This window comes from Microbacterium sp. JB110, assembly GCF_003335195.1.
Taxonomy (GTDB): Bacteria; Actinomycetota; Actinomycetes; order Actinomycetales; family Microbacteriaceae; genus Microbacterium.
Genome location: NZ_QPGM01000006.1, coordinates 100904 through 114646, shown reverse-complemented (window position 1 = coordinate 114646; position 13743 = coordinate 100904). Strand labels below are relative to the sequence as shown.

General features: G+C 67.9%; 10 protein-coding genes. 5 read left to right on the top strand and 5 right to left on the bottom strand.

Going from position 1 to position 13743, the window contains the following annotated elements:
- Nucleotides 1–124: 124 nt before the first annotated feature.
- Both CIK77_RS11735 and CIK77_RS11730 read right to left on the bottom strand, forming a co-directional pair.
- The gene (locus CIK77_RS11735; protein ID WP_087053833.1) at nucleotides 125–3058 is read right to left on the bottom strand and encodes a carbohydrate binding domain-containing protein; all 2934 of its coding nucleotides are present in this window, start codon (nucleotides 3056–3058) and stop codon (nucleotides 125–127) included.
- 164 nt (nucleotides 3059–3222) lie between these two features.
- Nucleotides 3223–4545 (bottom strand): enolase C-terminal domain-like protein, encoded by a 1323-nt coding sequence (locus tag CIK77_RS11730; protein ID WP_087053832.1) that lies wholly within the window; start codon nucleotides 4543–4545, stop codon nucleotides 3223–3225.
- Nucleotides 4546–4672: 127 nt separating this feature from the next.
- Here CIK77_RS11730 and CIK77_RS11725 point away from each other — a divergent pair, with 127 nt between their 5' ends.
- Nucleotides 4673–5599 carry an acetylxylan esterase gene (locus CIK77_RS11725; protein WP_087053831.1) on the top strand — a complete coding sequence of 309 codons (927 nt, stop codon included), beginning with the start codon at nucleotides 4673–4675 and terminating at the stop codon, nucleotides 5597–5599.
- A complete protein-coding gene (locus tag CIK77_RS11720) occupies nucleotides 5596–6606 on the top strand; it encodes a LacI family DNA-binding transcriptional regulator (RefSeq protein ID WP_170934031.1) in 1011 nt (336 codons plus the stop codon). Before CIK77_RS11725 ends, CIK77_RS11720 begins: the two co-directional genes overlap by 4 nt.
- Before the next feature lie 3 nt (nucleotides 6607–6609).
- On the opposite strand, the gene CIK77_RS11715 is transcribed toward CIK77_RS11720, so the two are convergent.
- A complete protein-coding gene (locus CIK77_RS11715; RefSeq protein ID WP_087053829.1) occupies nucleotides 6610–7731 on the bottom strand; it encodes a Gfo/Idh/MocA family protein in 1122 nt (373 codons plus the stop codon).
- Here CIK77_RS11715 and CIK77_RS11710 point away from each other — a divergent pair.
- From CIK77_RS11710 to CIK77_RS11700, 3 genes are all read left to right on the top strand, one after another.
- Nucleotides 7730–8986: a mannitol dehydrogenase family protein gene (locus CIK77_RS11710; RefSeq protein WP_087053828.1), complete on the top strand. Its 1257-nt coding sequence runs from the start codon at nucleotides 7730–7732 to the stop codon at nucleotides 8984–8986. The genes CIK77_RS11715 and CIK77_RS11710 overlap by 2 nt on opposite strands.
- Nucleotides 8983–10221: a D-mannonate dehydratase ManD gene (gene manD / locus CIK77_RS11705; protein ID WP_087053827.1), complete on the top strand. Its 1239-nt coding sequence runs from the start codon at nucleotides 8983–8985 to the stop codon at nucleotides 10219–10221. Before CIK77_RS11710 ends, manD begins: the two co-directional genes overlap by 4 nt.
- A 198-nt stretch (nucleotides 10222–10419) precedes the next feature.
- Nucleotides 10420–11640, top strand: a complete 1221-nt coding sequence (locus tag CIK77_RS11700) for an amidohydrolase (protein ID WP_087053826.1) — start codon at nucleotides 10420–10422, stop codon at nucleotides 11638–11640.
- A 41-nt stretch (nucleotides 11641–11681) separates the two neighbouring features.
- On the opposite strand, the gene CIK77_RS17700 is transcribed toward CIK77_RS11700, so the two are convergent.
- The gene (locus CIK77_RS17700) at nucleotides 11682–11855 is read right to left on the bottom strand and encodes a hypothetical protein (protein WP_170934030.1); all 174 of its coding nucleotides are present in this window, start codon (nucleotides 11853–11855) and stop codon (nucleotides 11682–11684) included.
- 241 nt (nucleotides 11856–12096) lie between these two features.
- Complete coding sequence (locus CIK77_RS11695; protein ID WP_087053825.1) at nucleotides 12097–13728, bottom strand: fucose isomerase; 1632 nt, start codon at nucleotides 13726–13728, stop codon at nucleotides 12097–12099.
- Nucleotides 13729–13743: the final 15 nt, after the last annotated feature.

Genomic DNA, 13743 nt, shown 5'->3' with positions numbered 1-13743 from the left:
TCCTCGTAGACATGACAGCGCCCATCTCTCGGACGCGCCGGATCGATACCTCGTTGTCAGGGGTGCGGCCTGCCGCCGACTGCGGGCGGAATCTCGAGTGCTCCCGTGGGCGACGGCCGTCGTGTCACAGTCCGGCGCACTGACCACCCGCCGATCCTGTGACCGCATTCACCGCACCCTCACCCTCGGGCCCCGAGGCGTTCCCCGAACAGTCCATCGACCCGCGCACCTCATTGCCCGCGAAGACGAACTCGCCCGTCGTGCCCGTCACTGCGACCGCGCCGCGGATCGAGCTGTCCCGCACCTGCAAGCTCGCCGCCTCGGACGACACCAGGCCTCCTCGGATCGACGACGCAGCGCCGACGATCAGCGTGCCGCCGGCCTCCACCGACACGCCGCCGTTCACACGAGCACCGTCAAGGCACAGCACCTCATCCGCTGACACGGTCAAGCCGTCGTCCACCGTGCCCGTGAGCGTCTCCGTACAGACGGGGTCGCCCCCTGAGCCCTCCACGTTGTAGCGGAACAGCAGCGCACCCGAGCTGAGGTAGACATCGCCGTTGCCGTCGACCGTGCTCCACTGGAGTCCGTTCGCGATGCGCGTCGTCTCACCGGTCGCGGGGTCGTGCACATTGAAGCGAGAACCGGCCGTGACATAGATCTTCCCGTCCGCATCCGACATCGAGACGGTCCCATAGGCCCAGTACGTGGTTCCCGCGCTGTAGCGGCCGCCGACGGTGCCCCTGACCTCGGCCTCACCGGTTTCGGGGTCGTAGGCGAACAGAGCCTCCTCGGCGACGCCCCAGACCACACCATCGGGGTCGACCATCAGGCCGGTGACGCCCTCGCGCTCCTCCCCGACCGGATCGATCGTCGCCACGACGGAACGAGTCTCGGGGTCGAAGACGATCAGCTTGCCCGCGGTGTGTCCGCTCGGAGCAGACCCCAGCCCACCGTCGACGGTGCTGCCCAGGTAGACCAGGCCGTCGACGGGGTTGTACGCGACCGAGACGATGTTCTCGTCCTGGCCGATCTCGGACGTCAGCCACTCGTGCTCACCCGTCGCACCGTCCCAGATCGCGAGCCCGCCCTGGGTCTTGCCGTAGGTGGCGACCGATCCCATGTAGATCTCGTCGCGATCGGGGTTGTAGGCCATCCCGAAGGGGCGATCCTGCCCCTCCTCGACACCTCGGAACAGCGTCGGCACCGTGCTCGTGTCGGTGGGGTCGTAGGTCGCGGGGTCGAGAACGTCGAGCCGTGACTCACCGTAGCCGCCGAGGTACATCTTCTCGTTGCGCACCGCTGCGGATTCGAACTGGCCCCGCTGCATGGTGGTTCCGTGGCTCACCCCTTGTTTGTCCACCTCTGCCAGGCCGATCATGTATCCGGATGCCCATACCGAGTCATCCGGACCGGTGAAGAGCTTCTGGATGAGCGTCGGCTGGGCGAATTCGACAGGTTCGTCCGAGACCAGTTCGCCTGCTTCGAGATCGGCGACGAACACGCCCGATGCCGAAGTCCCGTACAGCAGTGGCGTGCCGCTCGACGCATCCACCACGCCGTTGGAGAGGTAGCCTCCGATGTCGATGCCCATGGACGCGAAGGTGTTCGTGCCGGTGTCGTAGCTCATCAGCCCGCCACCGCTCGTGGAGAAGATCGCCTGGTCGCCTTCGGCGTCCGCGACGCTGTGGTGCCCGAAGAAGAAGCGAGTCTGCTCAGGGTCCCAGTGGATGACATTGCCCTCGAGGTCGAGCACGAGCATCCGCAGGCGCACCTGGGCGATGATCCGGTCTCCGACGATGTCCATTCTGCCGACCGTCTTGGCACCCTCATCGCTCAGCCCTGGAACGAGTGCGTTGTCCGCGACCAGGGTCTGTGCGCCGCGGCCGGCATCCTCGATCTTCCAGATCTGCGGCTCCTGCACTCCGGTGCCGACATACACGGTGTCGGTCTCCGCGTGGTAGGCGATCGAATGGATGTAGTCGATCCCCGTCCCGATCTCGCGCAGGAACTCGACTTCATCGGTCTCCGGGTTCACCAGGTAGAGACGAGCGTCGGGGTAGGAGCCGATGTACATCGACCCGTCAGGGCCCGGTGAGATGCCGAAGGTGGAATCCTTCTGGTCGCTGAACCTGCCGAGGTCCTCGCATTCGCCGGTTGCTGGGTCGTAGCGCCACAGCTTGGAATCGTGGTAGGTGCCCCAGTACACGCGGCCGTCGTCGGCGATGTTCAGGTTCCTCGCGTTCTCCGCACTGCCGAGTGTGCAGGTGCGGACCTGCGCGCCCGTCTGCACGTCGGTGACGGCGAAGGCGGCGGGGTAGCCGCTCTTCGGATTCCCCTTGAACACCTGATAGGACACGTGTTGCCCGTCTTCAACTCCCTGTGCCGCCTGGCTCGGGATCTGACTCGTCACCGGTGTGCCGAGGTACTCGAGGTTCTCATCCTGCTCGAGGATCTTGTCGACCGGCGACGGCTCCGGCGCCGGGGCTCCGAGCCCGAAGAACACATCGTCCAGGAACACGTCGATCGTGGCCCCCGACGGCACGTACAGGAGCGGACGCGCGGCGACTGCCCCCTCCGGCGCCTCGAAGTGAGCCGTCGCGCGCTCCCACGTGTCCTTCGTCGTGCGCACCAGCTCATAGGGCTGTTCGATCACGTTACCGTTCGCATCGTCGAAGTACATCGTGGCGCTGAGTGGCCCGCCGTCGACGAGGTACTGATCGAAGCTGAACTCGTAGCTCTCACCCTGTTCGACGGGAACCGCGTCCGCGACGAATCCGCCGGTGCGATCGCCGTCCCCCCGGAACAGATGAAGACTCCGCACACCGTCGCTCGCGCGCTCGTCGCTGAACGAGACCACCTCGTTCCTGCTCCACAAAGGCGCCCAACCGGGAGCGTCGGTGACGTCGACACCCCCCTCGAAGCTCGCGTTCTGCAGCAGGTTCGCCGGCTCGTCCAGGACGTCCTCGGCGTAGGCCGCCGTCCCTCCGGCGGCCAGCAGCGCAGCCGTCGCCAGTCCCGCGGCGAGACGGGCGGGCAGTGCCCTGGATCGCGTCATGACGTTCTCCTATTCTCCGGCACGTCTCCATCGACGCGCCATTCGTTGCGAGGGCACCGTTCTCCTCTGCGCGGAGAGCACCACTCGACAGCAGTTTCAGACGGATATACTGCAATCGGTTGCAACGCATCCGAAGTCGACACTAGCGAGTGGCGCCACCCGACTCAACCCCTTGCGTGCTCGTGCGGCACGGAACCTTCCATGCCGTACAGCCCCGCGCCATCGAGACCCGCCATGCTCACCGCTCCGTCCGAGACCTCGGCTATCTGCGGATGTCTCCGCCTGAGATCGTCGTTTCCCGTCGGCGCGTACTGCCGACTGTTGTACTCGAGCTGCGGAATGCTCGTCCGCAGAGAACCGGCCAGGCGTGCCGAGTGCAGGAATGCATGACCGGTTGCCGTGAGATCCTGCACGACGACCCACAGCCCCAACCGCCGCGCGACCGCGGACGCGACCACGGCAGGAGTCTGCCCCTTGCCCGCCTTGACGACGACCCCCGACCACCCCTCGGACTGAAGCTTCGGCAGCCGCGCCAGAGAGGTGAACCCCTCGTCCAGCAGCGTGGGGATCCGCGACGACAGCTCTCGCATCTGAACGGGGTCCGCTGGTGCGCCGCGCGGCGTCGGCTGCTCCAGATAGTCGACGGCGGCCGCCGCCTCGGCATCCGCTGCAAGCAGGCTCTCGAACATCGCGAGCGCCGCCCTCGGCGTCGCGTACCCTTCGTTCGCGTCCACAGCCATGCGCGGCTCCACCCCGCATGCCCTGGCGGCACGATAGACATCGCTGATCCGACGCGCATCCTCTGTCGGCTCGGCGCCCGAGACCTTGATCTTGATCCGGTCGATTCCGTCCTGCCCGATCCAGTCCGCCAGGCTGTGCGACTCGTGATTCGGCTCGAGCGGATCGGAGATGCCGACGAGGTGCTGCACAGGCAGCGTCACACTCGGCTCGTCTGCGATCCCTTCGCCCGCATAGATGCCGGGCAGGCCGAACGAGGCCAGATCGTCGCGAAGATGCTCTGCCGTATACATGTCGAACACGCTGCGCCCGGCGGCATTCGCCCACGCGTCATGCAGCGCATTGTCGACCGCCCCGACGGCGAGCAGCACACCGAGCCGGGGAACGTCTTCCCCGTGCACAGCGGCGGAACGCACCTCATCGAGGTCGGCGACCAGGCAGCGCCACATTGCGATCGGATCGGCCGCTTCCAGCGCGAGCGCCCTCTGCGAATACGTGTCGACGAGCGCACGAAGAACTCCGTCGCGGGCATCGACGGTGAGCTCGCTTCGCGGCCACGCCCACGGCACCGAGAGCACGGTCTCCCCGTACCCGGCCGCGCGCGTGCCCGCTTGGTCGTGCACCTTGACGACGACCTCGGCGACGGTGAAGCGTGAGATGGTTCCCCCGCTGATCGTCAACGCCGCCTGCAGGTCCACCTCCCGGAAGCGCACGTGCACGTCGGTGACAAGGATGTCCGTCTGCGTCATCGCATTCTTCTCCTTTGCGTCTGCAAGCGGTTGCAGGTAATGTATCGACTCACGACCACCACGTCAAAGTTCGCGCCGGGCAACGAAACGAAGACGCGATACCCAGGGCCGTCAAGGAGCGGATGCGATGACACTCTCGGCAGCGGCCGGAGACGTGCGCGCCGAATGGTGCGCTCTGCTCGGCGCGCATCGCGCCACCGACGCCGCATGGTGCCTCGGCGATGAGTCGGACGGCCCGCACGCGACCACCCGGCGAGACATCCACCTGACAAGCTTCGGCACGGATCTGGCCTGCACACTGCTCCTCCCCGACACGCGCCCCGCACCGATCGTGGTCATCCCCTTCTACGATGTCGAGTCGCTGCTCGGCGAGCCGAGTCCGCGATACCCTCCGGATCGGCCGGGCCCCGCGCGCGATCACGCCGTCCGCTTCGCCGCACGAGGTCTGGGAGTTCTCGCCGTGCCGTGGTGGGCCGAGCTCGGTGCCCGCGAGCACGACGGCGGCACAGGGCTCGACGCGCGTTACGGGCCGCCCGCCAAGGATCACGCCGCTCGCTTCCCCGACGTCACAGGCCTGGGGCGCAGCTTCGCCGACCTGTCTCTCGCCGTCGATGCGCTGACCGAGATGCCCGAGGCCGACGCGGGCCGCATCGGGGTGTTCGGGCACTCGCTCGGCGGCAAACTGGCCATGCTCCTCGGTGCCCTCGACCCCCGCATCCGGGCCGTCGTCGCACACGAACCGGGGCTCGGGTTCGCTCATTCGAACTGGGACGCCCCGTGGTACCTGGGCGACCGGATCCCCGACGATCGCGACCTCGACGAGCTGGCCGGTCTCGTCGCTCCCCGCCCGTTCCTCTACGCTGGCGGTGGATCATCCGACGGCTGGCACAACGCCGACCTTGCCGCACAGACGGCGGCGCACTGGCCGGATGGAGGATTCGACTCGCTGATGCACAGCAACGGGCACCCGGTACCGGACCACGTCTTCTCCGCATGCGCGGCATGGCTGGCGGACCGACTCGACTACCCTCTGAGAGGAGCATCGTTCGGATGAGCCGACGAAGGACGGGGGCGGCACGCGTGAAGGCGACGATCTACTCAATCGCGAAAGAACTGGGCATCTCTGCCTCCACGGTCTCCCGCGCCTTCTCGCGCCCCGACATGGTCAACAACGAGGTCCGCGAACGCATCCTCGCCACGGCCGACGCCCAAGGGTTCGAGCTGAACCGCGCCGCCCGCGGCCTCGCGACCGGTCGCACCGGACTCGTCGGCGTCGTGGTGCTCGACATCACCAACCCGTTCTTCCCGCCGCTCGTGCGGGCGATCGAGCACGCCGCCAATGAGGCGGATGCCTCCGTGCTGCTGCTCGACGCGGAATCCGGCGGGCGCGACGCGACCGAACAGCTGAAACGCCTGAGCTCACAGGTCGACGGGCTCATCGTCGCGTCACCGCGCATCCCGACCAATGCGCTGAAAGAAGCGATCGGAAACACCCCGACGGTGCTCGTCAACCGCACGATCTCCGGGCTTCCCTCCGTCGTCTGCGACAACACGGCGGCGCTGCGGCAGGCCGCGGATCACCTCGTGCAGCTCGGGCACCAGAAGTTCCTTCTCCTGCGCGGCCCGTCCGGCTCGTGGGCCGCGACCCGCCGCACGGCCGCCGTGCGCGACTGGGCGAAGACCGCTCCGGATGATGTGGAGCTCGCCGAGCTCGGGCCGTTCGAGGCCGCCTTCGAGACGGGTCAGGAGGCCGCACAGCGCATCGCCGACACCGATGCGACCGCCATCATCGCGTTCGATGACTTTCTCGCGTGCGGTGTCATCGGCGGGCTCGCCGATCTCGGCATCTCTGTGCCGCACGACCGCAGCGTCGTCGGCTGCGACGACGTGCTGCTTGCCCGGACCGTCACTCCGCAGCTCACGACAGTGACGGCACCGTTCGATGATCTCGGGCGGCGCGCCGTCGCCATGCTCACCGACGTGACGCGAGGCGAGACGCCGGGCGATCTGAAACTGCCCGGCTCGTTCGTCGCTCGCGGCACCACGGCAGACGCCGCGTAGGGGTCATACCTCCGCGATCGCCACCTGCCGGCGCTCGTCGATGCTGCGGCGCACCGCCTCAGTGAAGCGCATGTAGCGCAGACCGTCGTCGAAGGTCGTGTGCTGCACGGGCTCTGTCCCGCGAATCGCGCCGACGAACTCCTGCTCGACCCGCCATCCGGCCCCGTTCGCCGCCTCCTCGTACGGGTCCTTGCCCGGCCGTCGGAGCACCAGCTGCTCACCCGACAGCACGTGCAGCTCACCGGCCGTTCCGAGAATCCGCACGCCGTTGTCCGCGCTGTCGCCGGCGGCCTGACTGCACACCATCCGCAGCTGCCCGCCGCCGGCCAGTTCACCGATCACGTCCACGTGATCGGGCACCTCCACCGCGCGCAGATGCCCCTCCTCGTCTCGACGCCTCGGCACGAGGGTCTGCCCGAACGCCGACACCCGCGCAGCCTCCCCCACCCAGCGGACCAGCTGCTCGTACCAGATGCCGAGCGAGAGGATGTTCACGCCGTTGGTCGCCCTGCGCTGTCGCCAGGTGAGCGGCCCGTCGCGATCGGCGAACCCGGTGCGGGCCGTGACTTCGACGCTGACGATGTCGCCGATCGCGCCGTCCGAGAGGAGGCGGCACACCTGGTCGTCGATCGGCAGAGTGGTCGGAGCCGGCACGAGCTGCGCCACCAGGTGCGGGTTCTTGTCCGCGGCGCCGATCATGGCTCGCGCCTCGACCGCATCGCGCGACATCCGCGCTTCGCACAGGACATGCCGCCCCGCTTCGAGCGCTCCGATTGTGACGCGTGCATGCATGTCCGGCCACGTGCCGATCACCACGGCATCGATGTCGTCGTCGACGAGCGCGGTCCAGCTGTCGTGCACCCGCGTGATGCCGAAGTCCTCGGCGACGCGCTGCGCGGAGGCACGAGACCGGTTGCTTACGGCAACGACCTCCACACCGTCGATGGCCTGCAGCTTCGGCACATGATGGCGTCGGCTGTTCGCGCCTGCACCGACGATTCCGATCCGCAGCGTGTTCGCGATGATGTCTCCTTCGACGTCTTCGGATGGTCCATTCTGGCACGCCTGCGACTTCTGATGCAATCGGTTGCAGTGATCACGAAAGAGCCGTAGCGTGTTACTCATGACTTCCGCTCATCCGGCCACGCGCATGGCCCATCTCGGCCTCGGCGCCTTCCATCGCGCGCACCAGGCGTGGTACACCCAGCGCGCGAACGACGCAGGAGATTCGCCGTGGGGAATCGCCGCTTTCACGGGCCGACGCCCCGACGTCGCGCGCGCTCTCTCCGCACAGGACTGCCAGTACACGCTTGTCACCCGCGATGCGAGCGGCGACAGCACCGAGCACATCCGGAGCATCGTCGCCGCACACGACGGCGCCGACGCCGATTCGTGGCGACGCGTGCTCACCGACCCCGCTGTCACTGTCGTCACCCTCACCGTGACGGAGGCGGCGTACGGGGACACCCCCGTGATTCGGCGGCTCGCCGATGGCCTCGCCGCACGCCGCGCCGCCGGGGCAGGGCCGATCGCCGTGGTCAGCTGCGACAATCTTCCGCGGAACGGTGCCCACACCCGCCGCGCGCTGCTGCAGGCATCGGGCGGGCTCGCCGATTGGCTCGACGACGAGGTGTCCTTCGTCGACACCGTGGTCGACCGCATCACCCCTGCGACCACCGACGACGACATCGCCGCAACGGGAGATCCGTGCACGGTCGTCACCGAGCCGTTCGCGGAGTGGTATCTCTCCGGCGAGTTTCCCGGCGGCCGCCCGTTGTGGGAAGCCTGCGGCGCGAGAATCGTCAGCGACATCGACGTCTTCACACGTCGCAAACTCTGGCTGCTCAACGCCGGCCATTCCCTGCTCGCCTACGCCGGTCTCGCGCGCGGGCACGCACATATCGACGAAGCGATGCGAGACGCTTCGTGCCGACGGTGGCTCGACGAGCTCTGGGACGACGTCGATCCGGTGCTGCCCCTGCCCCCGGATGAGAAGGAGCAGGCACGACGCACGCTGGTGGCGCGGTTCGAGAACCCGCGGATCAAGCACCGCCTCGCCCAGATCGCACGAGACGGTTCGGAGAAGCTCACCGAGCGCAGCGCTCCCATCGTCGCCGGACGTATCCGCGCCGGAGCTTCACCCGGCACCGGGCAGATCCGCCTGTGGGGCGCATGGCTCGTCCATCTGCGCAGCCGATGGACGCCGGACGAGGATCCCGGCGCGAGCGCCATCGCCGCCCGCGCGCGACATGACATCGACGACGGGGCGGCAGCGGTCGTCGACCATCTGCTGCCGCGTGATGTCGCAGGCGAGCCGCGGCTGAATCACCTGGCCTCGGCGGTCGCCGCCGCGGCCGCAGAGATCGGAGGCACCCCATGATCATCGATAGGGCTGAGGTGATCGTCACCAGTCCGGATCGGAACTTCGTGACGTTGAAGATCACGACTTCCGACGGGGTGACGGGTCTGGGGGATGCGACGCTGAACGGCCGTGAGCTGGCGGTGGTGGCGTATCTGAGAGAGCATGTGGTGCCGTTGCTGGCCGGGCGTGATCCGCATCGGATCGAGGACGCGTGGCAGTTCTTGTACCGGTCGGCGTATTGGCGTCGGGGGCCGGTGACGATGGCGGCGATCGCGGCAGTCGATATGGCGCTGTGGGACATCAAGGGCAAGGTCACCGGGCTGCCGGTGTACCAGCTGCTCGGTGGTGCGTCCAGGGAGGGTCTGCTCGCCTACGGGCACGCGTCGGGGAAGGAGCTGCCCGAGCTGTTCGACTCGGTGCGCGAGCATCTCGCCGACGGGTATCGGGCGATCCGGATCCAGTCGGGCGTTCCCGGGCTGAAGGCGATCTACGGCATCGCCTCGCAGGCATCGGACACCGGTGGCGGCGAAGCGCGCTACGACCACGAGCCGGCCCGCCGCGGCGAGCTGCCGGTGCAGGAGGACTGGGACACGCGGGCGTATCTGCGCCACCTTCCCGGGGTGTTCGAGGCGGTGCGGCACGAGTTCGGGCCGGAGCTGCCGTTGTTGCACGACGGGCATCACCGGATGACGCCGATCCAGGCGGCGAAGCTCGGCAAGGACCTCGAACCCTTCGACCTGTTCTGGCTGGAGGACTGCACCCCAGCCGAGAACCAGGAGGCCCTGCGTCTGGTGCGCCAGCACACGACGACGCCGTTGGCGATCGGGGAGATCTTCAACACCGTGTGGGACTTCCAGGACCTCATCCGGGAGCAGCTCATCGATTACGTGCGCGGTGCGGTGACCCACATGGGCGGGATCACGCCGTTGAAGAAGACCATCGACTACGCCGCGCAGTACCAGATCAAGTCCGGGTTCCACGGGCCCACCGACATCTCCCCGGTCGGCATGGCCGCCCAGGCCCACCTCGGCCTGGCGATCCACAACTTCGGCATCCAGGAGTACATGCCCCACGGCGAGAAGACCAACCAGGTCTTCGAGCAGTCCTTCACCTGGCAGGACGGTCTGCTCCACCCCGGCGACCAGCCCGGCCTCGGCGTCACCCTCGACACCGATGAGGCAGGAAGGTACCCCTACGAACGCGCCTACCTGCCCTACAACCGCCTCGCCGACGGCACCATGCATGACTGGTGACCACCCGCACGGTTAGTGCACAGCCGTACCCATCTCACGCATGGCTCGCGAGATGCGCACCTTTGCGACGAAACCACGTCCGAAGGTGCGCATCTCGACGAAAGGTGCGCAACTCGACAGCGGGGTGCGGGCCTCGACCGATGGGAAACTGTCACACATCCAGGGACTGGCGAACGAACCGAGAAGAGGGACTCGTACATGGAGACCGAAGATGATCTCGCTGGAGTGAAGGCACGCGCGGCCGAGCGGCTCGCTGTCGAGCGCGATGCGCTCGTGGCGCTCAGTCACCGCATCCACGCGGACCCTGAACTGTCGTGGCAGGAGCACCGAGCGGCTGCCGCAGTCGCCGATGCCCTCAGGGGCGCCGGATTCGACACTCAGGCCGGCGCGTACGGCGTCGACACCGCGGTGGAGGCGGTGCGCGGCGACGGCGACATGACCGTGGTGATCTGCGCGGAGTACGATGCGCTTCCCGGTGTCGGGCACGCGTGCGGGCACAATGTGATCGCCACCATCGGCATCGGGGCCGCCATTGCCCTGGCCGACGTCGCCCATGACGCAGGCCTACGGGTGAAGCTGCTGGGCACTCCGGCGGAGGAGCACGGCGGCGGCAAGGTTTCGCTGCTGGCCGCTGGTGCGTTCGAGGACGCGACGTGCTCGCTCATGGTGCATGGTGGCACGGGAGACGACGCGAAAGCGGCGACCGTGGCGTTCGCGGCTGTCGAGCGTTTCGAGGTGGAGTTCACGGGCCGCGCCGCCCACGCCGCAGCTGCACCGGAGAAGGCGATCAACGCCGGTGCCGCGGCGACGCTCGCCCTGACGGCGATCGGACTGCTTCGTCAGCAACTTCCCGGTGGCACCAGCGTCAACGCCTTCGTCTCGGACGGCGGGGAGGCGACGAACATCATCGCCGAGCGGGCCGTCGTGCAGGCAGAGGTGCGTGCCCACGATCTCGACACCTGGCGCGACCTGAAGCGCCGCATCCTCGCCTGCCTCGAAGGAGCGGCGATCGCCATGGGCTGCCATTGGGAACACAGGCGCACCGAGCATCCGTACGCACCGTTGGTGCAGCATCCGGAACTCTCCGCGTTCTGGGACGCGAACCTGGTCGGCCTCGGCCGCGCGCCCGTTTCATCAGTCGGCGAGGCGCGCGGCTCCACCGACATGGGCAACGTCTCGCAGGTCCTACCTGCGCTGCACCCGATGATCTCGTTCCTCGGGGAGACAGCCGTTCCTCACCATCCGGATTTCGCGGCCGCCGCGGCGTCCCCAGCCGCCGATGACGCGATCATCGACGGCGCCACAGCGCTCGCGTGGACGGTCATCGATGCCGCGCTGTCGCCGGAGGTACGGGAAGACCTACTCGCCCGCCAGTCGGCGCGACCAGCAGGTGCGACACGCGAGACGATGCAGAACTGACCGTACGAGCGACCGCGCCTGCGGCTGTGAGACGCGGAGCCTCACCGACGGTGTCGCGCGCCTGCGTCTTTCGTCCGGTGCAGCCAGTACCCACAGAACTCGTGCCAGCGAAGCGAGCGCTCCCGTCGGAGCTCGGTCTGCATGGCGATCTCATCAAGGAAGAGCTGCGGGTTCTTCGGCCCGTAGGTCGTGGTCCAGTAGCTGTTGCCGATCATGTCGCTTCCCCCGGTCGCCCGTGTCCTGCGAGGGTACCTCTGGCCTCCCTCGCATGGAAGGGCACCCGTGAATCCTTCGCGGTCGAGGCCCCGGCCCCGATCGCCAGAAGGATCGTCAGCGCAGCGTAGACCCACGGATCGAACCGCACACCGCCGCGGTAGGTGATCTTGCCGGGGCTCGGTCAGAACTCTGAATCGGTCACGACCTCGCGCTGTCGCCACGGGCGCGTCAAGCCCCCGGTCACACCGCGACGTCCCCGACCAGATTCACCCTCACGCCGAGCTTGTCGAACATCGCCGCCTTGGCCAGCAGCGCTTTGTCGGCCGTTTCAGCATCCGGCGCGTAGACGGTCTGTGCATGGTTGGCCTTGTGGCGGGCCATGAACTGGTCGCGGGTCACGCCGTGCAGCACGACGTTGGCGATCGGCCATTCCGGGTTCGTGGCGTTCTTGCGGCGCTGGGTCTCCTCATCCGGAAGCTCGACCACCGTGCCGCGGAAGATGTCGACCTGCAGCACACCGTCCTCGATGAACACGCGCGAGAGCACGACTTCGCCAGGCTTGGAGACACCGTTGATCGTCGCGCCGCCCGCCGGGAAGAACACGTGCCCCTGGCGCCAGCCCTCTGCCTTGTCCCAGCCGCCGAGGTGCGAACCGGGAACGGATCCGGAGATCTCGTACACCCATACGAACTCGCCGTCGTACTCCTCGCCCCAGCGCACGTCGTGCAGGGTGTTGTCCGGCACGAGGCCCATCGCGCGCCACACGCGGTCGGTGACCAGCGCGTCGACGGCGACGCCCTCATCGACCTCGTTGAAGTGCGGTACGGCACGGCCCGCGAACAGTTCGCGCGAGCCGTCGCGTGAGAACGCGGGAGGACGCTCGGTCGAGTTCAGCAGGCCTTCCGGCAGGTCGGACGCGGGCGCGAGGTCCTTCAGACCCTGCTGATACTGGATGCCGATCGCGTCGAGGCCGAAGTCGTCGGCGATCCGGAGTGCGGCGATGTACATCCGGTACTGCTCGCGCAGCTGCCGCTCGGTGAGCTCGGTGGTCTCGTCCGTGCCGAGCCTGAAGGTCATGCCCTTCTCGATCAGCCACTCGCCGATCGCGTCGGCCTCATCATCGGTGACGTGCTGCATCTCCGCGTACAGCGCCGACTGGCTCAGCCGCTCCTTGTAGATGCCGATCGGGTTGAGCAGCTCGTCGTCGATGATCGCGTTGTACATCCCCATGCAGCCCTCGTCGAGCACGCCGATGATGGCCTTCTCCTCGAGCAGCTGCTCAGCCAGGGCCCGTCCGAGCTCGCGCTCGTCGCCGGCAGGCAGCTCGGGCAGGGCGCGCACGTGCGAGGCGTCGTGCGTGATCGTACCGGTGGAGATCCATTCCCGGATGCCGCCGGCGAACCACTCATCGGTGAAGTCGACCGACCAGATGGTCGAGTAGGCGATGCCCGCCTTCGTCATCGAGCCGTTCAGGCCGAGCAGTCCGACCAGCCCGGGCCAGTCGCCGGCGAAGTTCGCCACGGTCAGGATGGGGCCGCGGTGCGAGCGCAGCCCCGCGAGCACGTGGTGCGAGTACTGCCAGTTCGCGATCGCGACAATCAATGGGGCGTCGGTCGGGATGTTCTGGAACACCTCGAGCCCCATCCGCTGGCTCGAGATGAAGCCGTGCCCTGTGGCGGGATCGACGCCGAAGGCGCGCGTCACGCTCCAGCCGAGCTTTTCGACGGCGGCGGTGACGCCGGCTTCGACAGAGCGCTGCGTCTCCCACCCTGCGGTGTTGGCGGATTCGCGCAGGTCGCCGGATGCGATCAGGTACGCGGTGTTCGGCGCGAGCGCGGGGCGGGCTGTGCGCGCGGGGAATGCGTAGGTCATGTCTGGCTCCTCGTT